The organism is Nonomuraea roseoviolacea subsp. carminata, assembly GCF_024172185.1.
Classification (GTDB): Bacteria; Actinomycetota; Actinomycetes; order Streptosporangiales; family Streptosporangiaceae; genus Nonomuraea; species Nonomuraea roseoviolacea.
On sequence record NZ_JAMZEC010000001.1, the window covers coordinates 5,932,594 to 5,955,537 of the forward strand.

The window sequence follows — 22,944 nt, forward strand, 5'->3', positions numbered from 1 at the left end:
CGCCGACTGCGCCGGGTCAGCTCGCCTGGCCGAGCGGCGCCGACTCCGGCGGCGTCGCCGGCCGGCGCAGGCGCAGCAGCGTGGGCACGGCCACCCCGCGCGCCGCGCACTGCGCGGCCGTGATCTCCCGGACGGTCGCCGCGCACAGCAGCGCCGCCGCTGACAGCGCCACCAGCTCCGGCACGCCGACCCCGGTCAGCCCGTCGGCCGGCGTCTCCAGCGGCAGCCGTACGGTCACCAGCGCCAGCGTGGTCAGCCAGCTCGCCCACCACGCCGCCAGCAGCACGAGCCGGCGGCGCCGGCGGCCGTCCGGCGGCAGGGAGTCGCGCCACAGGGCGTTCACCAGCAGGACGGGCGCCACGAGGTTGACGCCGGGGATGAGCCAGGCGGCGGCCACCGGCCCGGCGGGGGCGTGCCGGTCGCCGACGTGCCGGGCACGGATCAGCCAGGTGGTGTACGCGGTGGCGCAGGCGATCGTGGCCACGCCGAGCAGCAGGATCAGGACGGCGAAGAGCGTGACGGCGCCCACGACGGCCTCCGCCTCGGCGCCGCGGGGACGCCCGTCGAACGCCGCGAGCTGGGCGGCGAGGCTGCGACCGCGGACCAGTTCGAAGGTCACGAGCGCGGCCAGGCAGAGGACCTGCGCGGCGAGCGACGCGTACACGGCGGAAGCGGCTCTCGTGGGCGGTGCCTGGGCGTGGCGCACGTTGTTCTCCCCCCGGGCCATGCGCTGAGGTTCTGCTTCACTTCTATCCCGCCGAGCTCGCGGTTAATCAGCGCACCACGCCGGATTCCCACGCCCAAGCTGCGATTTCCACCCGATTCCGGACACCGAGTTTGGCCTGGATGCTGCCGAGATGCGTCTTGACCGTGGACAGCGAGACGAACAGCTCGGCGGCCACCTCCTGGTTGGTGCGGCCCCGGGCCACCAGCCGCACCACGTCGAGCTCCCGTTCGGTCAGCGGCTCGTCGGGCGCGGGGGCGCCCCGCTCGGGCCGGGACAGGTGCCGCAGCAGCCGCACGGTCACCGACGGCGACACCAGCGCCTCCCCGCCGGCCGCCGCCCGGACCGCCTCCAGCAGCAGCGTCGGGCCGCTGTCCTTGAGCAGGAAGCCGGTGGCCCCGGCACGCAGCGCGCCGTAGACGTACTCGTCCAGGTCGAAGGTCGTGACGATGACCACCCGCATCGGGTTCTCCACCCCCGGCCCGGCCAGGGCGCGGGTGACCTCCAGCCCGTCGAGCTTCGGCATCCGGATGTCGAGCAGGCACACGTCCGGTCGTAGCCGCCTGGCCTCGGACACGGCCTCGGCGCCGTCGGCGACGGCCGCCACGACCTCCATGTCCGGCTGGGCGTCCAGGATCATCTGGAAGCCGGTACGCACCAGTTGCTGGTCGTCTGCGATGAGAACCCGAATAGTCACGGCGAACACTCTAGGATCGGCCGTTCGGCCGAGGCACAACCGGACGCACGGCCGATCCGCCGGAGGGGGCCGCGCCGGAAGACTCTCCGGCATGAACGACGTGCTCGCTGGACGAGCTCTGACCAAGAGGTTCGGGCAGACGGTCGCCCTGGCGGGCGTGGACATGGCGGTGCGGCCCGGCGAGGCCGTGGCCATCATGGGGCCGAGCGGCTCCGGGAAGTCCACGCTGCTCCACTGCCTGGCCGGCATCATGAGGCCCGACGCGGGCGAGGTGCGCCTGGAGGGGACCCGCATCGACGACATGGGCGAGCGCAGGCGCAGCGCCCTGCGCCGCACCCGTTTCGGCTTCGTCTTCCAGTTCGGCCAGCTCCTGCCGGAGCTGCCCGCCGACGAGAACGTGGCGCTGCCGCTCATGCTGGGCGGCGTGACCCGCGCGGAGGCGGTGCGGCGGGCCCGGGAGTGGTTCGCCCCGCTCGGCCTGGGCGGCATGGAGGCGCGGCGGCCCGGCGAGCTGTCCGGCGGGCAGGCGCAGCGGGCGGCCATCGCCCGCGCCCTGGTGACTAAGCCGGCGGTGGTCTTCGCCGACGAGCCGACCGGCGCCCTCGACCAGACGACCGGCCACGACACGATGCGGCTGCTGGTCGAGGCCACCAAGCACAACGGCGCCTCGCTCATCGTGGTCACCCACGACCCGGGCGTGGCCGGCTGGTGCGACCGCACGGTCGAGGTCCGGGACGGCGTGCTGCTCGCCGCGGGGGCGCGCGCATGAACGTGGGCCTGACCTGGAGGCTGCTCAGGGGCGGCGGGCGCAGGGGCATGCTCGGCACCTGGCTCACCCTGGGCGCCGTCGCCGTGTCCACGGCGCTGCTGCTGTTCGCGGTCGCGGTGGACTTCGCCTTCGCGGCCCGCGCCGACCGGGGCGCCTGGCGCAACCCGGTCGCGGCCGGCTCGCGCCCGGCCGTCGCGGTCGAGGCGAGCCGGCACGACTACGTGCGCGGCAGGGAGATCACGGTGGTGGACCTGGCGGCCCTGCCGGGCAGGAGCCCCGAGCCGCCGCCCGGCCTGTCCCGCTTCCCCGCGCCCGGCGAGGTGTGGCTCTCGCCCGCCCTCGCCGACCTGGCGGACCGGCTGCCCGCGGCCGAGCTGGCCGCCCGCTACCCCAAGCGGGCCGGGGTGCTCGGCGACGAGGCGCTGGTCCACCCGGACGAGCTGATCGTGCTCGCCGGACGCGCGCCGGACGCGCCGGAGCTCACGGCCACGCGCAGCTCCGACTGGATCGTCGGCTCGCAGCCGGTCAAGGTCGCCACGCTGGCGGGGGAGCCGACGGAGGACGCCGAGGGCTACCAGGTGCTCGCGCTCATCGCGAGCGTGCTCATGGTGGTGCCGCTGCTGGTGTTCGGCGGGGCCGCGGCCCGGCTCACGGTGGCCCGGCGGGACCAGCGGCTGGCCGCGCTGCGGCTGGTCGGCGCCACACCCGGGCAGGTGGTGGCCATGACCGTGGCGGAGGCGGTGATCGTCGCGTTCGCGGGCGCGCTGGCGGGGGCCGTGGCGTACGCGCTGGCCGTGCCGCTGCTGTCCCGCGTGCGGATCGACGGCGGCCCGTGGTTCGTCGCCGACCTGTGGCCGCATCCCCTGGTGATGGCGGGGGCCGTGGTCGCGGTGCCGCTGCTGACCGGCCTGTCGGCCGTGGCTGGCCTGCGCCGGGTCGTGGTCAGCCCGCTGGGCGTGGCCAAGAGGGAGACGCCTCCCGGCATGCGGTGGGTGCGGCTGCTCGCGCTGGTCGCGGTGCTCGCCGCCGTCCCGGTGGTCTCCCGCGGCGACAGCGCCGGCCTGATCGCGGTGGTGATCGGGCTGGCGTTCCTCTCCATCAACCTGGTGGGCCCGTGGGTCGTGGGCCTGATCGGCCGGATCACCGCCGCCTCGGCCCGCCGCCCGGCCCGGCTGCTGGCCGGGCGGCGGCTGGTGGACGACCCGCGCTCGGCCTGGCGCACGGTGAGCGGCGTGGCCCTGACCGGCTTCGTCGCGGGCTTCCTCGGGCTGCTCAGCCCCGGGACCCTGGTCGGGACGCAGGACACCGGCCACCTGCGGGTGAGCGCGCCCGCCGGGCGGGCCGCGACCGTGGCGCAGGAGGCGCGGGACCGGCTGAGGCACGCCGGGGTGGCGGCCGCGGTGACGACGCGGAAGGACGTCGTCGTGATCGCCCTGAAGGACGCGACCCGGATCACCGGCGACGGCGCACGCCGTGAGGCGCCGGACGGGCCTCTCCTGCGGGCGGAGCCCGCGGCGCTCGACCGGGCGCGGACCGCGCTCACGGGCCTCGTGCCCGGCCGCACGCCGACGACCCAGGCCGACGACGAGTACTTCGGGGGCGAGATCCTCGGTGACATCGCCGTGGGAACGGTCGTGGTGCTGTCGGTGTCGTTCCTGGTGGCGATCGCGAGCGCGGGCATCACGGCCGCCTCGTCCGTGCTGGACCGGCGGCAGACGTACGCGCTGCTGCGCCTGGCCGGAACGCCGCTGGAGGTGCTGGACCGGGCCCGCCGCGCCGAGACGCTGATCCCGCTGGCGGTCATGGGCGGCGGGGCGATCCTGGTGGGCGCCTTCTGCGGGATCCCCTTCATGATCACCGACCCGAACCTGTCGGGGCTGGTCACGCTGGTCGTGTGCGTCGCCGCCGGCTTCGCGGGGGTCGTGGGCGCGGGGGCGCTCAGCAGGCCGCTGCTGCGCTCGGTGACCGCCGACCCGGCGCCCCGGCCCGACTGACCTGCGCGCCGGTGCCCTCCGGCCGCCGGTGCTCTCCGGCGGCCGGTGCTGTCCGGCGGCGGGGTTTGTCCGGCGGCCGGCCGCGCCCGGTTAGGTCAGCCCAGCACCAGGTCGCGGATCACGGCCAGTTGCTCCTCGTCGCGCGGCCCCATGACGAGCAGCGACGTCACGGGGGAGGCCCGCCAGAGTTCGAGCCGCTCCTTGATGCGCTCCGGCGGCCCCACGAGCGCGATGCCGTCGGCCAGCTCGTCCGGGATCGCCTGGAACGCCTCGTCCTTCCGCCCGGCGAGGTACAGCGCCTGGATCCGCTCGGCCGCCTCGGCGTAGCCCATCCGGCCCATGATGTCGGCGTGGAAGTTGCGGTGCCGCGCGCCCATGCCGCCGATGTAGAGCGTGAGCATCAGCTTCACCCCGTCGAGCGCGGCCCGCACGTCGTCGGAGATGACCACCATGACCATGGCGGCGATGTCGAAGTCCGGGCCGCGGGCGGCGAGCGCGTCGCCGTACATCTCCTCGATCTTGGAGGGGAACGTGAACAGCGGCAGCCACCCCTGCGCGACCTCGGTCGCCAGGGCGACGTTCTTCGGCCCCTCGGCACCGAGGTAGACGGGGATGTCCGGGCGCAGCGGATGCGTGATGAGCCTGAGCGGCTTGCCGAGCCCGCCCGGCAGGGGCAGCGGGTAGTGCGGGCCGTCCGAGGTCACCGGCTCCTCGCGCCGCCACACCTTGCGCATGATCTCCACGTACTCGCGGGTGCGCGCCAGCGGCCGGGCGAACGGCTGGCCGTACCAGCCCTCGACGACCTGTGGCCCCGAGGCGCCGACGCCGAGCAGCAGCCGGCCGCCCGTGAGGTGGTCGAGCGTCATGGCGGTCATCGCGGTGGTGACCGGGGGGCGGGCCGAGAGCTGGGCCACGGACGTGCCAAGCTTGATGCGGGACGTGCGGGCCCCGTACCACGCGAGCGGCGTGAAGGCGTCGCTGCCGTAGGCCTCGGCGGTCCACACCGAGTCGTAGCCGAGCCGTTCGGCGGCCAGCACGAGGTCGGTCGCGTCATTGGGGTGGCGCTGCCAGTAACCGAGGTTGAGGCCGAGTCTCATGACACCTCCAGAATTTAGTTCCATTACGGCAACGGCGGCCTCGCGTGTCAACGCATGATCTTCCGGGGAGGTCTGAGCTGTGCTCAAGGGTCTGCGCCACATAGCCTCTGCCCTGGTCGTTCTCGCGGCCGGGGCCGTTCCCGCGGCCGTTCCCCGCGCGGCCTGCGCCCAGGGCCCGGCGGCCAAGCCGAACATCGTCATGGTGCTCGCCGACGACCTCGAATCGGGCACCCTGCCCTACTTCCCCAACATCACCCGGGAGCTGGTGCGCCAGGGCGCGTCCTTCGACCGGTACTTCGTGACCAACTCCTGGTGCTGCCCGTCCCGCTCGTCGATCCTGCGCTCGCAGTACGTGCACAGCCACGGCGTGTGGACCAACACGCCGCCCGAAGGCGGCTTCGACAAGTACCACACCAGTGGTTTGGAACGTTCCGACCTGGGCCTGTGGATGCAGCAGGCCGGGTACCGCACCGGGCTCATGGGCAAGTACCTCAACCACTATCCCGGCCACAGCGCCGAGGAGACGTTCGTGCCGCCCGGCTGGAACGAGTGGGACGTGCCCGTCCGCCGCCTCTACGAGGAGTACGGCTACCGCCTCAACGAGAACGGCACCACGGTCGACTACGGCTGGGCCGAGGACGACTACCTGTCCGACGTGCTCGCCCGCAAGGCCGGCAGCTTCGTCGCCGCCTCCGACCAGCCGTTCTTCCTCTACCTGGCGCCGGTCGGGCCGCACAATCCGGACAACCCGGCCGTCCGTCACGCCGACGCGTTCATCGGCGCGCAGGCGCCGCGCACACCCTCGTTCGACCAGCCGGACGTCAGCCGCGAGCCCGCCTGGCTGCGCGAGCGCCCGAGGTTCTCCGAGCACGTCATCGACCGGATCGACGAGCGGTACCAGGCGCGGATGCGGGCGATGCTGGGCGTGGACGACCTCGTCGGCTCGCTGGTCGAGTCGCTGCGCGCCGCGGGCAAGCTGGAGAACACCTACATCGTCTTCACCAGCGACAACGGCTTCCATCTCGGCACCCATCGCCTCAAGCAGGGCAAGACCACGCCGTTCGAGGAGGCGATCCGGGTGCCGCTCGTGGTGCGGGGGCCGGGCGTGCCGGCGGGTTCGGTGATCCACGAGATGGCGCAGACCGTGGATCTCGGGCCCACCTTCGGCGAGCTGGGCGGGGCCACGCTGCCGCCCTTCGCCGAGGGGTGGTCGCTGCTGCCGCTGCTGCGCGGGCAGCACCCGACGCCGTGGCGCAAGAACGCGCTGGTCGAGTTCTCCAGACCCGCCGACAAGTCCTCCGCCGCCCAGACGCCCGTGCCCAACTACCAGGCGCTGCGCACCGAGAGCTACACCTACGTCAAGTACGCGACGGGGGAGACCCAGCTCTACGACCTCACCAAGGACCCGTACGAGCTGACCAACCTGGCCGCGGACGCCGACCCGGCCCTGCTGCAAAGTCTCCAGGACCGGCTCCAGGCGATGGTCTCCTGCTCGGGCGCGACCTGCCGGCAGGCCGACGTGCGCGAGTGAGCCCTGTGGCGGTGGTCCGTCACTCGCCGCAGAGGTCGGGGTAGGCCCGCGCCAGGTGGGCCGTCACCGCCTCGGTGGCCTCGTCGGGGTCTCCCTCCAGCACGGCCCGCAGGATGCGGCGGTGGTCCGTCTGCAGCCCCGAGGTGTCGCCCAGCCGCACGACGGCCTCCACCGCGTACCTGCGCAGCGAGTCGCGCAGCGAGCGCATGAACGCGGCGATCAGCCGGTTGCCCGACGCCTCGGCCAGCGCGCAGTGGAAGGCCGTGTCGTGCTCCACGAACTCCTCCGGCGAGGCCGCCCGGTCCATCCCGGCGATCGCCTCGGCCAGCACCGAGACGTCCGGCCGGGTCAGGGCCGCCCGCGCCGCCGCCCAGCGCTCGATCATCAGCCGCGTGTCGATCACCTCGCGGGGCTCCAGCGAGGCCAGGCCGAGATGCAGCCGCAGCAGGTCGGTCAGCGCCGCGTCGGGCTTGGAGACGAGCACGGCGCCCGCGTCCGGGCCGCGGCCCACCTGCGAGGAGACCACGCCGAGCGTCTCCAGCACGCGCATCGCCTCGCGCACCGACGACCGGCTCACGCCGAGCTGCTCGGCGAGCTGCCGCTCGGCCGGCAGCCGGTCGCCCGCCATCAGCCCGTCCTCGGCGATGCGGCGCTCGACCTGCGCGAGGACGTCCTCGAACGTGCGGGTCTTCCTGACGGGCTGCCAGCCGGTGCCGGTCAACGGTCCCCCCTGATGCTATGGTCTGACCATACTGTGGTCTGACCATACCTCGAATTCTCGGAAGGAGAGCGGTGCGAGTCGCCCTGTTCATCACGTGCGTGAACGACACGCTCTTCCCCGGCACCGGCAAGGCCGTCGTGTCGCTCCTGCGCAGGCTGGGCTGCGAGGTCGACTTCCCCGCCGCCCAGACGTGCTGCGGCCAGATGCACGTCAACACGGGCTACCGCGAGGAGGGCGTGCGCCTCGCCCGCCACTTCACCGAGGTGTTCGCCGGGTACGACGCCGTCGTCGCGCCGTCCGGCTCCTGCGCCGCGATGGTGCGCGAGCAGTACCCCAAGCTCGTCAAGCCGGGCAGCCGGGGCGCGGCGGCCGTCGCCGCGGTCGCGCCCAAGGTGTACGAGCTGACCGAGTTCCTGCTCGACGTGCTGAAGGTCGAGGACGTCGGCGCGTACTTCCCGCACCGGGTGACCTACCACCCGACGTGTCACTCGCTGCGCGGCCTGCGCCTCGGCGACCGGCCGGCCCGGCTGCTGCGCAACGTCCGCGGCCTCGACCTGGTCCCGTTGCCCGGGGCGGAGGAGTGCTGCGGGTTCGGCGGGACGTTCGCGGTCAAGAACCCGGCCGTCTCCTCGGCGATGGGGGCCGACAAGGTGCGCGGCGTCCTCGACACGGGCGCCGAGGTGCTCTGCGCGGCCGACAACTCCTGCCTCATGCACATCGGCGGCATGCTGGGCCGCCAGCGGACCGGCGTCCGGGTCATGCACCTGGCCGAGATCCTCGCCTCCACCGAAGAGGTCAAAGCATCATGAGCGCCACCTTCCTCGGCATGCCCGGAAATTTCCCGAAGAACTCCGCGCGGGCCGTGCAGAACTCGCAGCTCCGCTACAACCTCCGCAAAGCCACGCACACCATCCGCGGCAAGCGCGCGAGCGTCGTCGGCGAGCTGCCCGACTGGCAGGAGCTGCGCGCGGCCGGCAAGGCGATCAAGGACGAGACCCTGCGCCACCTCGACCGCTACCTCCTCCAACTGGAGGCGGCCGTCACCGCGGCCGGCGGCCACGTCCACTGGGCCAGGGACGCCGCCGAGGCCAACCGCATCGTCGCCGGCCTGGTCAAGGCCACAGGCGAGCGCGAGGTGGTCAAGGTCAAGTCCATGGCCACCCAGGAGATCGGGCTCAACGAGGCGCTGGCCGCCGAGGGGATCACCGCGTACGAGACCGACCTGGCCGAGCTCATCGTCCAGCTCGGCGACGACTTCCCCAGCCACATCCTGGTGCCCGCCATCCACCGCAACCGGGCCGAGATCCGCGAGATCTTCCTCGACCGGATGGCCGACGCGCCGCCCGGCCTGACCGACGAGCCCGCCGCCCTGGCCGAGGCCGCCCGCGTGCACCTGCGCGAGCGGTTCCTGCGCAGCAAGGTCGCCGTCTCGGGCGCCAACTTCATGATCGCCGAGACCGGCACCCTCGTCGTGCTGGAGTCCGAGGGCAACGGCCGCATGTGCCTCACCCTGCCCGAGACGCTGATCAGCGTGGTCGGCATCGAGAAGGTGCTGCCCACCTGGCGCGACCTGGAGGTGTTCCTCCAGCTCCTGCCGCGCAGCTCCACCGGCGAGCGCATGAACCCGTACACGAGCACGTGGACCGGCTCCGCCGAGGGACAGGACTTCCACCTCGTGCTCCTCGACAACGGCCGCACGGACGTGCTGGCCGACGAGGTCGGCCGCCAGGCCCTGCGCTGCATCCGCTGCTCGGCCTGCCTCAACGTGTGCCCGGTCTACGAGCGGGCGGGCGGCCACGCGTACGGCTCGGTCTACCCCGGGCCCATCGGCGCCATCCTCACCCCGCAGCTTCGCGGCATGGGCTCGGAGCTCGACGCGTCGCTGCCGTACGCCTCCAGCCTGTGCGGCGCCTGCTACGACGTGTGCCCGGTCGCCATCGACATCCCCGAGGTGCTCGTGGACCTGCGCGCCAAGGCCCCCCACGGCGCGGCCGAGCGGGCCGGCATGCGCGTGGCCGGCTGGGTGCTCAACGACCAGGCCCGGCTGGCGGCGGCGCAGCGGGCGGCCTCGCGGCTGCGCGGGCTGGTGCCCCGGCGGCTGCCGGGCCCCCTGTCGGCCTGGACCGACACCCGGGACCTGCCCGACATCCCGGAGGAATCCTTCAGAGACTGGTGGGAGCGAGAAGGGTGAGCAGGAGCGCGCGCGAGGACATCCTCGCCCGGATCAGGCGGGCCGTGGACGGCGCCCCGGAGGTGGACATCCCCCGGCGCTACCGCGCGACGGCCGAGGTCGGCGACCTGGTGGGGCTGTTCGCCGAGCGGGTCGGCGACTACCGGGCGATCGTCCACGTCGTCCCCGAGGCCGAGGTCCCGGCCCGGATCGCCGAGATCGTCGCGGGGCGGCGCATGGTCGTCCCCGAGGGCCTGCCCGCCGGGTGGACGCCCCCGGACACGTCGGGCGCCGGCCCGGCCGACCCGTACACCGCGGACGGCGTCGTCACCGGGTGCGCCGTCGCGATCGCCGAGACCGGCACGATCGTCCTCGACACCGGGCCGGGCCAGGGCAGCAGGGCGCAGACGTTGGTGCCCGACTACCACCTGTGCGTGGTGCGGGCGGACCAGATCGTGGCCGGGGTGCCCGAGGCGGTCTCCCGGCTCGACCCGGCCCGCCCGCTCACCTGGATCAGCGGGCCCTCCGCGACGAGCGACATCGAGCTCAACCGCGTGGAGGGCGTCCACGGCCCCAGGACGCTGGAGGTGCTGATCGCCACCGCGTGAGCCCCGTTTGAGCCCCGTTTGAGTCCCGTGTGAGCCGCTGGGTGAGCCGCTGGGTGAGCCGCCGTGTGACTAGTACCGGATGACGGCGGCGACCTCCGCCACCTTGTCGGTGAACCACAGCTCCGCGTCCGTCATCGCCGCGGCCCTGGCCAGCGCCGAGTCGGCGCGCTCGCGCACCGGCTCCTCGACGCCCCACAGGCGCAGCTCGCCCGCGTCGGTGGAGACCTGCGTGCCTCCCTCGCCGATCCACACCTCCTGGGGCAGCTCGCCGGGCGACAGCACGGCGTGCACGCGCCCCTCGCGCAGGGCATGGAACACCTGGGCCGGCCCGGACGGCCCGGACGACTCGCGGTGCCGGTCGAGCAGCTCGGCGCGCCTCTCCTCCAGCCACGCGTCGAGCGCCTCCTCGACGTCGCGTTCGAACGTCCCGTGATCGGAACGGCTGCCGTGCTCGACCATGACCACCCGGTCCGACGTCTTCGTGCCGAGATGGTCGGTGAGCATGGCCCGCGACCTGGGCTCGCCGGCCACGAGGACGAGCTCCGCGCCGATGCGGCGCACCTGCTCGTCCACCTCCTTCGCCACGGCCGCGGCGTTCTTCTCCCAGGTGTCCTCGACCGCGCTCTCGTAGCGCCGCTGCGACCAGCCACCCTGCGCGGTCTTCTGCAACGGCCAGTCCTGCGCCTGCACGACGGCCGTGCGCGGCGAGCCGCCGCCGAACACCGTGACCTCGGCACCCGCGTGGTCCACGATGACCCGCAGGTGCGGCACGTTCTCGCCCCTCGCCAGGAGCAGCGGCGTCACGTGCGGCAGCGGCGACCAGACCGCCAGCTCGCTCGGCGGCGGCTCGGCCAGCGGCTCGGCGAGGACGACGTCGCCGTGCGTGGCGAACACCGCCTCGCCCGCCCCGGGCCGCAGCGCGTGGCTCTCCAGGGCCTTGACCGTGTGGGAGTCCGCCACGGTCTCCAGCCGGTCGCGCACGGCGTGCCAGCGCGACTCACGGTCCCGCTCGGTCAGCGCGCCGGTGTAGACCGACGCGTACGGCCCGCGGCGCTCGTACAGCGGCCGGATGAAGTCGAGCCGCACGGCTCACCACCTCCGCCTCTCCTTGCCGAGTCCCAGCGCGTCGGCCACCTGGGCGACGTTCTCGAACTCGCGGTCCGGCAGCGAGCGCACCATCTCGACGATGTGGTCGGGCGCGTTCGCCTCCTCGGCGTGCCGCACCAGCTCGCCCTTGGCGGAGGGGAAGTGGGTGTCGCTGAGCCATCGGGCCAGGTCGCTGCGGGCCTCCACGCCCTCCTGGGTGATGCCCTCGGGGGTGCCGGGCTCGTGTCCGGGCGGGTAACGGGTGTGGTCCTGCTCACCGGGGGCCGGCGTGGGTTCGGTCTCCTTCCACTCCTCCGCGTGGGTCGGGCCGCCGCCGCGTACCATCCCCTCGGTCTCGTGCTTCTGCTGCTCGTCGACGCGACGGGTGTGCTTGGCGCTTCCTCGATCCATGTCTCTGCCTCCTCTCCCTGGCGCCCCTACCCCCGCTTTCATGGGCAAACATCGCGAACGACATCGCGGATGTGTACGCTGCCGGTCGTGTTCGATGCCGACGTGAAGGTCGTCACACCCCGGCTCACGCTGCGCCCCTTCGGCCCGGCCGACGCCCCGCGCGTCAGGTCGATCGTGGAGTCCGGCGCCCGTTTCCTGCCGCCCGGAGCGCCGACGCACGTGGCCGGCGTCCCCCGCTGGCTGGAGAGCGGCGTGCACGAGCTGCGCGACTCCGGCCAGGGCGTCCACCTCGCGATGACCGACGCCGAGGGGCGCATCGTGGGCGCCATCGGCCTGTTCAAGACGTCCTGGGGCGCGGGCACGACCGAGATCGGCTACGGCGTCCACCCGCTGCACCGCAACCGCGGCTTCGCCACCGAGGCCGTACGCGGGCTGACCGAGTGGGTGTTCGCGACCACCGACCTGCGCCGCGTGGACCTCACGGCCAACCTCGACAACCTCGCCTCGCTGCGCGTCGCCCAGAAGGCCGGCTTCACCTGGGAGGGCGTGCTGCGCGAGGCCAGCCTGGAGGACGACGGCCCGCACGACCTCGTCGTCTTCGGCCTGCTCCGCCAGGACGGCCGCGCCCCCGCCGAGATCCTGCCCGCCGCCGAGCTGCGCACCGAACGCCTGCTGCTGCGCCCCTTGTCGGAGGAGGACGTGCCCGGGCTGACCGCCACCGGCGCCGACGCCTTCACCCAGGCCATGACCGGCGTGCCCCGAGGCTACTCCGAGGCCGACGCCCGGGCCTTCGTCGCCCTCCGGGAGCGGAGGCGGATCAAGGGGGAGGGCATGGCCTGGGCCGCCGTCGAGCTGGACGGCGGCCGCTTCGCCCTGAACGTGGACCTGCGGGACCTCGACTGGCGCAACGGCTCGGCCGAGGTCGGCTACATGACCGCGCCGTGGGCGCGCGGCAACGGGTACGCGGGGGAGGCGGTGCTCGGCATCGCCCGATGGCTGTTCGAGGTGCGGCGCTTCCAGCGGCTCGTGCTGCGGGCGGCCGTCTCCAACCCCGCCTCGCAGCGCGTGGCAGAGAAGGCCGGCTTCGTCCGCGAGGGCGTCGCCCGCGGGGCGCTGCGCGGCGAGGACCTCGTCGTCTACAGCCTGCTCCCGTCCGACCTGCCCTAGCCTTCGCCCCCGGCGGCCTCTGGTGAAAGCGCCGGGAACCCTGGTGAAAGCGCCGGGAACCCTGGTGAAACCACCGGGAACCCTGGTGGAACGACCGGGAAGCCGTCACTCTTGGTGGTGAGGACGGTGAGGCGGCATGATCACGGTGGTCGGGTGGGACGGATCGGAGCTGTCGGCCAAGGCCGCCGACCGCCTCCACGCCGCGGAGCTGGTCGTGAGCCCTCCGTCCCTGGCCGGCCGGTTCGGGCCGGCCGCTCCGGCCGTCCCCGACGACGCGCTGCTGGAGACCCTCGACCGGCACATCGGCGAGGGCGGGGGCCCGGCCGTCGTCGTCACCGAGGGCGACCCCGGCTTCTTCGGCGTCGTCCGCGCCCTGCGCCGCCACGGCCTGGAGCCCGAGGTGCTGCCCGCGACCTCGCTCGTCACCCGCGCCTTCGCCTGCGCCGGGCTCAACTGGGAGGACGCCCTCGTCGTCGCCCCCGCCGGCCCGCGCCAGCTCGACCGGGTCGTCAACGCCTGCCGCGCCCACCCGAAGGTGGCCGTCCTCGTCACCCCCGGCGTCGGCCCCGGCGAGATCGCCCGCGAGCTGGCCCCCACCACGCCGCGCGCCCTGCTGGTCTGCGAGGACCTCGGCGGCCCCGACCAGCGCGTCACCCACAGCCGCATGGGGGAGGCCACCACCCGCCCGTGGAAGGACCCGGAGGTGGTGCTGGTCATCGACCCGCTGCACCGGGCCGGACCGCCCGGCTGGGTGGCGGGCGCGCAGCCCGGCCCGGCCGAGTGGGCGCTGCCGCTCGGCGGCCCGCTCCCGCCGGAGGTCAAGGCGTACATCCTCGCCAAGCTCGGCCCCCGGCTCGGCGACCTGGTGTGGGACGTCGGCGCCGGCTCCGGCGAGATCGCGGTCGAGTGCGCCCGGCTCGGCGCGGCCGTCATGGCCGTCGAGCGCGACGAGGAGTCCTGCGCCCGGCTGCGCTCCACCGTGCTGGCCCACGGCGTCAAGGTCGCGCTCACGCGCGGTCAGGCGCCTCCCGCGCTGGAGCCCCTGCCCGACCCCGACGCCGTCTTCGTCGGAGGAGGCGGCATCGACGTGATCGTCGCCTGCGCAGCGCGCCGCCCCCGCTCGCTCGTGTGCGCCGTCAGGACCCTGGAACGCGTGCCCGCCGTCCTCGACCGGCTGCGCGAGCACGGCTACCGCGCCGAGGGCACGCAGATCCTGGCCTCCAGGTTCACGGTCCAGCCGGACGGCTCCCACGGCCTGGCCGCCACCGACCCGGTCTTCGTCGTCCACGCGGTGCCCGCGTACCCCGCGTGACCTGTCGCTCACGGGCGCGCATCGGTTATCCTCGCGTGTCTTTGTCTACCTCCGGAGAATCCCTCGATGAAGCCGCCGCTCCTCCTGATCGGGCAGGGCTCGAACGATGACGCCGACTCAGCGGAGTTCGGCAGGTTCGTCCACCGGCTCCGCTGCCGGCTGGACCAGCGTGCCGCCGACGTCTCCGGCGGCTACCTGGAGCGGGCCACGCCGCGGTTGAGCGAGTCCGTCGCCTCCCTGGTCGCCCGCGGACACCACCGCCTGGTCGCGCTGCCGCTGAGCCTCAGCCGCGTGGGCGAGGACTGGCCCGCCGCGCTGGAGGCCGAGGCGCGCCGCCACCCCACGCTGATGTACGACTACGGCCGTCCCCTCGGCCCCGACCCCCGCGTGCTCGCGCTGCTGGCCGAGCGGCTCAAGGACGCCGCGACCGAGATGCCGCGGCTGCGGCCCCTGGAGGCCGTGGGCGGCAGGTACCGCCAGCTCCGCGCCGTCGACACGCCCCCCGACCACCAGCTCGGCCACGTCGAGCCGGGCGAGACCGCGGTCGTGCTGGTCGGCGAGGGCTCGACCGACCCGGCCGCCAACGCCGAGATCCACCGCGTGTCCCGGCTGTTCTGGGAGACCCACGCCTACGACTTCATGACCGTCGAGACCGCGTTCGTCTCCGTCACGCCCCCCGGGGTGCCCGGCGGCCTGGAACGCTGCCGCCGCCTCGGCGCCAAGCGGGTCATCGTGGTGCCCTACCTGCTGTTCGCGGGCGGGGTGCTGGAGCGGGTCTGGGCGCAGGCGCTCGCCTACGGCGCGGGCCACCCCGACCTCGACATCCGCTGCGCCGAGGTGATCGGCGACTGCGACACCCTGGCCGATGTGGTCATCGACCGTTACGAGGAAGCACTCCAACTCGCCTGATCCCCCCGCCCGCCTGATCCCCCGGAGGTTCGCCGTGCTCGCAGAGACGCTCGCCGCGATCCGTCCCGCCGATCCACGGGCGCTGGCCGAGGCCCGCGCCCATCAGGATCGGCTCACCAAGCCCAAGGGCTCGCTCGGGGCGCTGGAGGAGGTCGCCGTACGCCTCGCCGGGGCGGCCGGCCTCTGCCCGCCGCCCATGCCCGAGCCCGCGGTGCTCGCCATCTTCGCGGCCGACCACGGCGTCCACGCCCGCGGCGTCACGCCGTGGCCGCAGGAGGTGACGGTCCAGATGGTCGCCAACTTCCTGTCCGGCGGCGGCGTGGCCAACGCCTTCGCCGCCCAGGCGGGCGTCTCGGTGACCGTGGTGGACGTCGGCGTCGCGGCCGACCTGCCCGACGCGCCGGCGCTGGTCAAGCGGAAGATCGCGTACGGTACCGCCGACCTGTCCAAGGGCCCGGCGATGACCGTCGACCAGGCGGCGCGCGCCATCGAGGCGGGCATCGAGGTGGCCCGCGACCTGATCGCCCAGGGAGCCCGCTGCCTGATCACCGGCGACATGGGCATCGCCAACACCACGGCCTCGGCCGCGCTCGTCGCCGCCTTCACCGGGGCCGACCCCGCCGAGGTCACCGGGCGCGGCACCGGCGTGGACGACGCCACGTACGAGCGGAAGGTCGGCGTCGTCCGTGAGGCCCTGCGCGTCAACGGCGTCACGCGGGCCGGCTCCGAGGCGAGCGACGCGCTGCGCGTGCTCGCCGCCGTCGGCGGGTTCGAGCACGCGGCCATCGCCGGCTACATCCTGGGCGGCGCCGCCGCGCGCGTGCCGGTGATCCTCGACGGCGTCATCGCCGGGGCCGCCGCCCTCGCCGCCGCGGCTTTGGACCCGGCCGCCGTCGACCACTGCCTCGCCGGGCACCGCTCGGCCGAGCCCGGGCACGCCGTCGCGCTGACCGCCCTCGGGCTGCGGCCCCTCGTCGACCTGGAGCTCCGGCTCGGCGAGGGGACCGGCGGCCTGCTCGCCCACCCCATCGTCTGCGCGGCCGTACGCGTCATGCACGAGGTGGCCACGTTCGACTCGGCGGGAGTGACGGAGAAACCCGTGTGACGGGTGACGTCCCGTGATGGCGGCTGATGACACGGGTTGACGCGGGTTGACACGGGCGAAACACCGGGCGGGCCAGGACCCGGTAGGTTTACCTCCTGACACAGCCCAACCTTCGCGAACGGGAGAATCCCACCATGGGCCCCTACCTCCTCGGCCTGCGGCTTTCCGGTCGCCGGGTCCTCGTCGTGGGAGGAGGCCACGTCGCCCAGCGCAGGGTGCCCGCCCTGCTGGAGGCGGGCGCGGTGGTCACCTTGGTGTCGCGCACCGTCACCCCGGCCCTCGACGACCTCATCGCCGCCGGTCGTGTCACCTGGCACGCCCGGCCGTACGAGGTGGGCGACTGCGACGGCGCCTGGCTCGTCCAGGCCTGCACCGACGACCGGGCCGTCAACACGGCTGTCGCCGCCGAGGCCGAGGCCAAGCACATCTGGTGCGTGCGCGCCGACGACAAGGACGCCTCCGCCGCCTGGACCCCCGCCTCCGGGCGGGTCGACGAGATCAGCGTGGCGGTCACCGCGGGCGGCGACCCGCGCCGGGCCGCCGGCATCAGGGACGCCGTGATCGGGGCGCTGCGCGACGGCACCGTGGACGCCCGCCGCAGCCGTACCAAACCCGTGGGCGTCGCCCTCGTCGGCGGCGGGCCCGGCGACCCCGGGCTCATCACCGTGCGCGGCCGCCAGCTCCTCGCCCAGGCCGACGTCGTGGTCGCCGACCGCCTCGCGCCGCGCGCCCTGCTCGACGAGCTCGCGCCCGACGTCGAGCTCATCGACGCCGCCAAGGTCCCGTACGGCAGGTCGCTGGCCCAGGACAAGATCAACGAGATTTTGGTGGACCGGGCCCGGCAGGGCAGGTTCGTGGTGCGGCTCAAGGGCGGCGACCCGTTCGTGTTCGGCCGCGGCGGCGAGGAGATGATCGCCTGCGCCCGGGCCGGGATCCCCGTGCTGGTCGTGCCCGGCATCACCAGCGCCGTCGCCGTGCCCTCCGCCGCCGGGGTCCCGGTCACCCACCGGGGCGTCAGCCAGGAGTTCCACGTGGTGTCCGTGCACGTGGCGCCGGACGATCCCGCCTCCACCGTCGACTGGCCCGCCATGGCCCGCTCGCAGGGCACGTTGGTCCTGCTGATGGCCGTCGAACGGCTCGCCAAGGTGGCCGAGGCGCTGCTGCGAGACGGACGCTCACCGGAGACTCCCGTAATGGTGGTGCAGGACGGTACCCTTCCGACCCAGCGGACGGTCGTCGCTCCCCTTTCCACCGTGGCCGACCGCGTGTCCGCGGCTGGGATACGGCCGCCGGCCATCGTCGTCGTCGGTGATGTCGTCAGGGTCGGCCAGGAGGTCGAGATGGTTCGAGCGGAGCGCTTGCCGTGAGCACGGCCATGGATGACGGGCGCCCGGAGTCGCCAGGTGAGCAGACGTTGAGCTTCCGCGCCGTCAAGGACGAGGACGCCGCCGAGCCGGAGGCGCAGGCCGTACCTGAGCTTGAATCCGAGCCTGAGGCGGACGCCGTGCCCGGCCCGGACCCGGACCCGGAGGAGGCTCCCGCACCGGAGATCCCCGACCCGGAGGACGTTCTCACAGACACGGACTCCGAGCCGGAGGACGCCCTCACGGACACGGAGCCCGAGCCCGACGCCGCGCCCGAGCCCGAGACCGCGCCCGAGCCCGACGCCGCTTCCGAGCCCGACGCCGCGCCCGAGCCGGAGACCGCCGTCCTGGAGCCGGAGGACGACGCAGAGGCGGAGCCGCAGCCAGAGGAGCCGGAGGAGTCCCCGGAGCCGGAGCCTGAGGCGTCCTCGGAGTCAGACCCGGAACCCGAGCCCGGACCTGAGCCCCAGCCGGAAACCGAACCCGAGCCGGCGACGGGCGACGGCGTGCCCACGGACACGGCCCCCCGCGCCGAGGTGCACGTTCTCCCTCCTGAGACCATCGCCGCCCTCACCTCCGCCCTCGACACCCTCCGCGTCAGCGTCGCCGACGTCCGCTTCGGCCTCGACCTGCCCGGCGCCGACGAGGCCCGGCAGGCGCGCGCCGACCTCCTGGCCCAGCTCCAGGACTACGTGCTGCCCCGGGTGCGCACCAGCACCGCGCCCGCCCTCATCGTGGTGGCCGGCTCGACCGGCGCGGGCAAGTCCACGCTGGTCAACTCCCTGGCCGAGAAGAACGTCTCCCGCACCGGCGTCCGCCGTCCCACCACCGGCGTCCCCGTCCTGGCGTGCCACCCCGACGACGAGCGCTGGTTCGCCGAGGGGGAACTGCTCGGCGGCCTGCGGCGCGTCGACAAGCCGACGCCCGAGGCGGGCCCCGACAGTCTCGTCGTCGTCCCCACCGAGAAGCTGCCCCAGGGCGTGGCGCTGCTCGACACCCCCGACATCGACTCGGTCGTCGAGAAGCACCACGAGATCGCGCAGCGCATGCTCGACGCCGCCGACCTGTGGGTCTTCGTCACCACCGCCGCCCGCTACGCCGACGCGCCCGCCTGGAACCTCCTGCGCATGGCCAAGGAGCGCGGCGCCCGCCTGGCCATCGTCCTGTCGCGGGTCCAGCCGAAGGCGCGCGAGGTGGTGCTCAAGCACTTCGGCCGCATGCTCACCGAGTACGGCCTGGGGGAGATCGACCGGTTCGTCATCGGCGAGTCCAAGGTCGTCGACGGCCGGCTGCCGGACAGCGAGGTGACCGATCTGCGCCTGTGGCTGGCCGAGCTGTCGGTCGACGAGGAGCGGCGCGCCAAGGCCGTACGGGAGACCCTGGACGGCGTGCTGAACAGCTTCCGCACCCGCGTGCCCGCCCTCGCCAAGCATATGGAGACCCAGGTCGCGTTCCGGACCGAGCTTCGCTCGGACGTGGACGCCGCGTACCGCAACGCGCTGGCCGACATCGACCGCGCCTTCCGCGGCGGCTCGCTCATCCACGGTGAGGTGCTCGCGCGGTGGCAGGACTTCGCGGGCTCGGGCGACCTCATGCGCACGCTCCAGTTGCGCAGGCGCGGCCGGGCGGCCCGGCAGGCTCCCGAGCGGGTGCTGGCGTTCCGGGCGGCGCTGCGCTCGGGCCTGGAGTCGGTGATCGTCGCCGCGGCCACGCGCGCCGCCGACGAGGTGGCGGCCCGCTGGCGTCACCGTTCGAAGCTCGGCGCGACGCTGGTCGCGGACCTCGACCGGCCCTCCGACGATCTCGTACGGCATGCCTCCCGCGCCATCGCCGCCTGGCAGGATCACGTCACCGAGCTGGTGCGCACCGATGGGGTGGCCAAGCGCTCGGTGTCCAAGCTGGTGTCGTTCGACGCCGACTCGCTGTCGTTGATCTTCATGGTGGCGATGTTCAGCGGCGTGACCACGGGGGTTCCGCACCGGCTGGTCAACGCGCTGCTGGGCGCCGAGTCGCTGCGCGGCATCGGCGCCAAGGCGCTCAGCGACCTGCGGGCCCGCATCGGGATGCTGTTCGACGAGGAGTCCATGCGGTACGTACAGGCGCTCGACTCGGCGGGGGTCCCGGACGAGTCCATCGCGACGCGCCTCTACCAGGCCACGTACAACCTGGAGGTGGCGCGATGACCCCCGGCCACCCCTCGCAGGGACGCGATGACCCCTCGGCCGTCCGTGCGGGGGACGCGATGCCCGACGCGCCGCCCCCCAAGACCACACCCCTCAGATGACCGATGAACGACACCCCGACGACCCCCGGGACGACCCGATGAGCACGATGACGACGACCCCCGGCGTGAACAGATGAGCCCTGTGACGACGACCCCCGGCGTGGCCCGATGAGCACCATGACCACCAGGCCCGGCCTGGCGCCGCGCCTCGCCGCGCTCACCAAGATCGTCGAGCTGGGCCCGGGACGCCTGGAGCCCAAGCTGCTCGCCGAGGCGAGCACGCTGCTCAAGCGCGCCGGCGAGCGGCTCAAGCTGTCCTCGGAGCACACCGTGGTCGCGCTGGCGGGAGGCACGGGCAGCGGCAAGTCGTCGTTGTTCAACGCCGTCTCCGGGCTGGAGCTGTCGCCCACGGGCGTGCGCCGCCCCACCACGGCCCGTACCCACGCCTGCGTGTGGGGCCTGGAGGGCGCCGGGCCGCTGCTCGACTGGCTGCAGATCCAGGAACGGCACCGGTTCACCCGCGCCAGCGCGCTCGACCGGGGCGAGAGCCAGCTCCACGGGCTGATCCTGCTCGACCTGCCCGACCACGACTCGATCAGGGCGCTCACCGACAACGAGGCCGACCGCCTCATCGGCCTGGCCGACCTGGTGGTGTGGGTGCTCGACCCGCAGAAGTACGCCGACGCCTCCACCCACCGCCGCTACGTCACCGAGCTCGCCGGACACGACGCCGTGACGGTGTTCGCGCTCAACCAGGCCGACAAGCTGAGCCCGGAGGAGCTCGCCGAGCTCGTCATCGACCTCAACGACCTGCTGCGCCGCGAGGGCGTCGAGCACCCGACGGTCGTCCCCACCTCGGCGACCACGGGACGCGGCATCGACAGCCTCAAGAGCGTCGTCGCGGCGGCGGTCTCGCGGCGCCGGGCGGCCATCCAGAAGATGGAGGCCGACCTGCAGCGGCTCGAACAGCGGGTGGCCAAGTCCATGCCGGTGGGGGAGGCGCTGTCCGCCCCCTCGACGGTGGACGACGCGCGGCGGCTCGGGCTGACCGACGCGCTGTGCGACGCGGTGGGCGTCCCGGCGGTGGGCGAGGCCATGGAGAACGTCTACGCCGAGCGTTCCATGCAGTGGGTCGGCTGGCCGTACCCGCGCTGGATCTCCAAGCTGCGCCCCGACCCCGTCAGGACGCTGCGCCTGCAGGACGTCGGGGACGAGATCCGCGGCATCACCACCGGCACGGTCAGCGCGCAGACGGCGGAGGTCGTCAACGCCGTGCAGGCGCTCGCCGACGGGCTGTCGGCCGACATGCACCCGGTGTGGAGGACGTCCCTGCAGCACGCGGCCCGCTCCCACCTCAAGCAGCTCCCGCAGGCCCTCACGGAGGAGCTGTCGGAGGTGGCGCCCCGGCTCGACCACGTGCCGGGCTGGTGGTGGCTGCTGAAGATCTGGCAGTACCTGCTGGTGGCGGCGTTCGTGCTGGGGCTGGGCTGGCTCGTGACCGGCCTGCTGTTCGCCGGCCAGTCGCCGGCGGGCTTCCAGCTCCTGGGCGACACGGCGGCGCTGCCGTGGGTGGGGCTGATGATGGCGTCGGTGCTCGGCCTGGGGGTGCTGTCGGGGATCGCCGCGCGCAACTTCGTGGAGCTGGGGGCGTCGAAGGAACGCGAACGGCTGGAGCGGGAGATGCGGCGCCGGGTCGCGGCCGTGGCCGAGTCGTCGGTGGTGGAGCCGGTGGAAAGCGAACTCGGCCGCCACCACGCCTTCTACACAGCCATGCGCGCCCTCGCGGGCTAGCTTTGACGGTCGTCCCTGGCTGGCCGGACGGTGGTCCGTCCCTGGCTGGCCGGACGGTGGTCGTTCCTGGCCGGCCAGCCGGACGGTGGTCGTTGCGGGCTGGCCAGGCGGTCGTCGTGGGCCGGCCAGATGGTGGTCGCAGGCTGGCCGGGCGGTCCGCCGAGGGGGTGCGGTTGTCCACAAGCCGCCCCGCCCTCCCCACCTCCATCCACAGAACGTCGCTCGGATCCCCGGAGCCACCACCCGCTCCGGCACCGTGATCCCAGGTCGCGGGCACCCCGCCCGCAGGCATGGGAGGCAAACGGATGAACGACATCTACATCACGCTCACCGGCAACGTCGCAGCAGAGCCCCGCCAGTACACCTTCGAGGACGGGGCCAGGGTGACCTCGCTCCGGGTCCTGACCTCGCATCGCTACTTCGACAGGAAGACCGGCCAGTGGACCGACGGTGAGAGGGTCTGCTTCGCGGTGCGCTGCTGGCGCTCCCTCGGTGACAACGTGGCGCGGTCGATCAGGATGGGGCATCCGGTGGTGGTGTCCGGCAAGCTTCGCATCCGCGAGTTCGGTCCGGAAGGCGACCGCCGCTTCATGCCCGAGATCGAGGCCAGCGCGGTGGGCCACGACCTGCGCTGGGGCGCCGGCACCTTCGTCAAGCCGGAGCGCACCGGCGGCCCGGCCACGGTGAGCAAGGAGATGCGCGACCGCCTGGACGCCGAGACCGAGGACTGGGCCATGGGCGGAAGCAGCCACCTGCACGGCGGCAGGACCACCATGGGAGACGGCGGAGCGGCCATGACGAGGGGCGCATCCCCGGCGGAAGCCGTCGCGCCCGCCACGGAAGACCAGCCGACCCCGGCCGACCCGGAAGCGCCAAGGAACGACAACCACCCGGAGCCCGCGCAGAGCAGCGCGACCCCTGCGACGGCGAACGACGAAGCTCAAGGAACCACCACCACCGCTGTCGCTGCCGCCGCTGCCGAGGCTCCCGGCAAGGCGCCCGCCAAGCCTGCCCGCACGAAGAGCCGCTCCTCCCGCCCTGGCAACGCCCCGCTCCACATCCTCGGCGGCGAGGATCACGACGAGCCCGAGCCGGACGACGCGGAGTGGCCCACGAGGGAGCCCATCGCCGCCTGACCCGACCCGTCACAGCCGGCCCGATCCCGCCGACGATCGATCAGCCATCGGGCCGGCCACGGCGGGCACAGGAGTACGCCAGTGAGATCTCCAAGGCGTGAGACGTCCGAGGGGCGGCGATCTCCGAG

Annotated in this window: 20 protein-coding genes; 14 read left to right on the forward strand and 6 right to left on the reverse strand. The window is 73.8% G+C overall.

Translation table 11 applies throughout. The features are described 5' to 3' along the window. Positions 1-16: 16 nt before the first annotated feature. Positions 17-727 (reverse strand): DUF4328 domain-containing protein, encoded by a 711-nt coding sequence (locus HD595_RS27490; protein ID WP_253773897.1) that lies wholly within the window; start codon positions 725-727, stop codon positions 17-19. 46 nt (positions 728-773) lie between these two features. After that, positions 774-1,421: a response regulator gene (locus tag HD595_RS27495; protein WP_253773899.1), complete on the reverse strand. Its 648-nt coding sequence runs from the start codon at positions 1,419-1,421 to the stop codon at positions 774-776. A gap of 91 nt (positions 1,422-1,512) precedes the next feature. Between HD595_RS27495 and HD595_RS27500 the strand changes: the two genes are divergently transcribed. Both HD595_RS27500 and HD595_RS27505 read left to right on the forward strand, forming a co-directional pair. Continuing rightward, positions 1,513-2,190: an ABC transporter ATP-binding protein gene (locus HD595_RS27500; RefSeq protein WP_253773901.1), complete on the forward strand. Its 678-nt coding sequence runs from the start codon at positions 1,513-1,515 to the stop codon at positions 2,188-2,190. Next, positions 2,187-4,184 (forward strand): FtsX-like permease family protein, encoded by a 1,998-nt coding sequence (locus tag HD595_RS27505; protein ID WP_253773903.1) that lies wholly within the window; start codon positions 2,187-2,189, stop codon positions 4,182-4,184. Before HD595_RS27500 ends, HD595_RS27505 begins: the two co-directional genes overlap by 4 nt. A 95-nt stretch (positions 4,185-4,279) precedes the next feature. Here the strand turns inward: HD595_RS27505 and HD595_RS27510 are convergent, their stop codons facing one another. Continuing rightward, complete coding sequence (locus HD595_RS27510; protein ID WP_253773904.1) at positions 4,280-5,281, reverse strand: LLM class F420-dependent oxidoreductase; 1,002 nt, start codon at positions 5,279-5,281, stop codon at positions 4,280-4,282. A 79-nt stretch (positions 5,282-5,360) separates the two neighbouring features. Between HD595_RS27510 and HD595_RS27515 the strand changes: the two genes are divergently transcribed. Next, a complete protein-coding gene (locus HD595_RS27515) occupies positions 5,361-6,812 on the forward strand; it encodes a sulfatase family protein (protein WP_253773906.1) in 1,452 nt (483 codons plus the stop codon). Positions 6,813-6,831: 19 nt separating this feature from the next. On the opposite strand, the gene HD595_RS27520 is transcribed toward HD595_RS27515, so the two are convergent. Next, complete coding sequence (locus HD595_RS27520) at positions 6,832-7,533, reverse strand: FadR/GntR family transcriptional regulator (RefSeq protein ID WP_253773908.1); 702 nt, start codon at positions 7,531-7,533, stop codon at positions 6,832-6,834. Positions 7,534-7,604: 71 nt separating this feature from the next. Between HD595_RS27520 and HD595_RS27525 the strand changes: the two genes are divergently transcribed. Genes HD595_RS27525 through HD595_RS27535 form a run of 3 tightly spaced genes read left to right on the forward strand, consistent with a single transcriptional unit; the run spans position 7,605 to position 10,311 of the window. Continuing rightward, positions 7,605-8,342 (forward strand): (Fe-S)-binding protein, encoded by a 738-nt coding sequence (locus tag HD595_RS27525; protein WP_253773910.1) that lies wholly within the window; start codon positions 7,605-7,607, stop codon positions 8,340-8,342. Then, positions 8,339-9,724 carry a lactate utilization protein B gene (locus HD595_RS27530; RefSeq protein ID WP_253773912.1) on the forward strand — a complete coding sequence of 462 codons (1,386 nt, stop codon included), beginning with the start codon at positions 8,339-8,341 and terminating at the stop codon, positions 9,722-9,724. The genes HD595_RS27525 and HD595_RS27530 overlap by 4 nt, the downstream gene beginning before the upstream one ends. Continuing rightward, the gene (locus HD595_RS27535; RefSeq protein ID WP_253773914.1) at positions 9,721-10,311 is read left to right on the forward strand and encodes a LutC/YkgG family protein; all 591 of its coding nucleotides are present in this window, start codon (positions 9,721-9,723) and stop codon (positions 10,309-10,311) included. The genes HD595_RS27530 and HD595_RS27535 overlap by 4 nt, the downstream gene beginning before the upstream one ends. Positions 10,312-10,380: 69 nt before the next feature. Here the strand turns inward: HD595_RS27535 and HD595_RS27540 are convergent, their stop codons facing one another. Both HD595_RS27540 and HD595_RS27545 read right to left on the reverse strand, forming a co-directional pair. Then, a complete protein-coding gene (locus HD595_RS27540) occupies positions 10,381-11,397 on the reverse strand; it encodes a baeRF2 domain-containing protein (protein ID WP_253773916.1) in 1,017 nt (338 codons plus the stop codon). A 3-nt stretch (positions 11,398-11,400) separates the two neighbouring features. Beyond that, a complete protein-coding gene (locus tag HD595_RS27545) occupies positions 11,401-11,808 on the reverse strand; it encodes a DUF2795 domain-containing protein (RefSeq protein WP_253773918.1) in 408 nt (135 codons plus the stop codon). Between the two features lie 87 nt (positions 11,809-11,895). Between HD595_RS27545 and HD595_RS27550 the strand changes: the two genes are divergently transcribed. The 8 genes from HD595_RS27550 to HD595_RS27585 all read left to right on the forward strand — a co-directional run bounded on the left by HD595_RS27550 (position 11,896) and on the right by HD595_RS27585 (position 22,816). Beyond that, positions 11,896-12,975, forward strand: coding sequence for a GNAT family N-acetyltransferase (locus HD595_RS27550; RefSeq protein ID WP_253773920.1), 1,080 nt, complete (start codon positions 11,896-11,898; stop codon positions 12,973-12,975). Positions 12,976-13,111: 136 nt separating this feature from the next. After that, positions 13,112-14,287 (forward strand): bifunctional cobalt-precorrin-7 (C(5))-methyltransferase/cobalt-precorrin-6B (C(15))-methyltransferase, encoded by a 1,176-nt coding sequence (locus HD595_RS27555; protein WP_253773922.1) that lies wholly within the window; start codon positions 13,112-13,114, stop codon positions 14,285-14,287. A 66-nt stretch (positions 14,288-14,353) separates the two neighbouring features. Then, positions 14,354-15,196, forward strand: coding sequence for a sirohydrochlorin chelatase (locus HD595_RS27560; RefSeq protein WP_253773924.1), 843 nt, complete (start codon positions 14,354-14,356; stop codon positions 15,194-15,196). A 34-nt stretch (positions 15,197-15,230) separates the two neighbouring features. Beyond that, positions 15,231-16,301, forward strand: a complete 1,071-nt coding sequence (cobT, locus tag HD595_RS27565; protein ID WP_253773926.1) for a nicotinate-nucleotide--dimethylbenzimidazole phosphoribosyltransferase — start codon at positions 15,231-15,233, stop codon at positions 16,299-16,301. A gap of 134 nt (positions 16,302-16,435) precedes the next feature. Beyond that, positions 16,436-17,668, forward strand: a complete 1,233-nt coding sequence (cobA, locus tag HD595_RS27570; protein WP_253773929.1) for a uroporphyrinogen-III C-methyltransferase — start codon at positions 16,436-16,438, stop codon at positions 17,666-17,668. 8 nt (positions 17,669-17,676) lie between these two features. After that, positions 17,677-19,848 carry a GTPase gene (locus tag HD595_RS27575; RefSeq protein ID WP_253773938.1) on the forward strand — a complete coding sequence of 724 codons (2,172 nt, stop codon included), beginning with the start codon at positions 17,677-17,679 and terminating at the stop codon, positions 19,846-19,848. A gap of 209 nt (positions 19,849-20,057) precedes the next feature. Next, positions 20,058-21,680 (forward strand): GTP-binding protein, encoded by a 1,623-nt coding sequence (locus tag HD595_RS27580; protein WP_253773940.1) that lies wholly within the window; start codon positions 20,058-20,060, stop codon positions 21,678-21,680. Positions 21,681-21,985: 305 nt separating this feature from the next. Beyond that, the gene (locus HD595_RS27585; protein WP_253773942.1) at positions 21,986-22,816 is read left to right on the forward strand and encodes a single-stranded DNA-binding protein; all 831 of its coding nucleotides are present in this window, start codon (positions 21,986-21,988) and stop codon (positions 22,814-22,816) included. Positions 22,817-22,944: the final 128 nt, after the last annotated feature.

Excerpts from the sequence above, each read along its gene's own strand:
- HD595_RS27530 (WP_253773912.1), top strand. The coding sequence starts at position 8,339 with ATGAGCGCCACCTTCCTCGGCATGCCCGGAAATTTCCCGAAGAACTCC.
- HD595_RS27500 (WP_253773901.1), top strand. The coding sequence starts at position 1,513 with ATGAACGACGTGCTCGCTGGACGAGCTCTGACCAAGAGGTTCGGGCAG.
- HD595_RS27585 (WP_253773942.1), top strand. The coding sequence starts at position 21,986 with ATGAACGACATCTACATCACGCTCACCGGCAACGTCGCAGCAGAGCCC.
- HD595_RS27545 (WP_253773918.1), bottom strand. The coding sequence starts at position 11,808 with ATGGATCGAGGAAGCGCCAAGCACACCCGTCGCGTCGACGAGCAGCAG.
- cobA (WP_253773929.1), top strand. The coding sequence starts at position 16,436 with ATGGGCCCCTACCTCCTCGGCCTGCGGCTTTCCGGTCGCCGGGTCCTC.
- HD595_RS27510 (WP_253773904.1), bottom strand. The coding sequence starts at position 5,281 with ATGAGACTCGGCCTCAACCTCGGTTACTGGCAGCGCCACCCCAATGAC.
- HD595_RS27580 (WP_253773940.1), top strand. The coding sequence starts at position 20,058 with ATGAGCACCATGACCACCAGGCCCGGCCTGGCGCCGCGCCTCGCCGCG.
- HD595_RS27490 (WP_253773897.1), bottom strand. The coding sequence starts at position 727 with ATGGCCCGGGGGGAGAACAACGTGCGCCACGCCCAGGCACCGCCCACG.
- HD595_RS27575 (WP_253773938.1), top strand. The coding sequence starts at position 17,677 with ATGGATGACGGGCGCCCGGAGTCGCCAGGTGAGCAGACGTTGAGCTTC.
- HD595_RS27555 (WP_253773922.1), top strand. The coding sequence starts at position 13,112 with ATGATCACGGTGGTCGGGTGGGACGGATCGGAGCTGTCGGCCAAGGCC.
- HD595_RS27560 (WP_253773924.1), top strand. The coding sequence starts at position 14,354 with ATGAAGCCGCCGCTCCTCCTGATCGGGCAGGGCTCGAACGATGACGCC.
- HD595_RS27505 (WP_253773903.1), top strand. The coding sequence starts at position 2,187 with ATGAACGTGGGCCTGACCTGGAGGCTGCTCAGGGGCGGCGGGCGCAGG.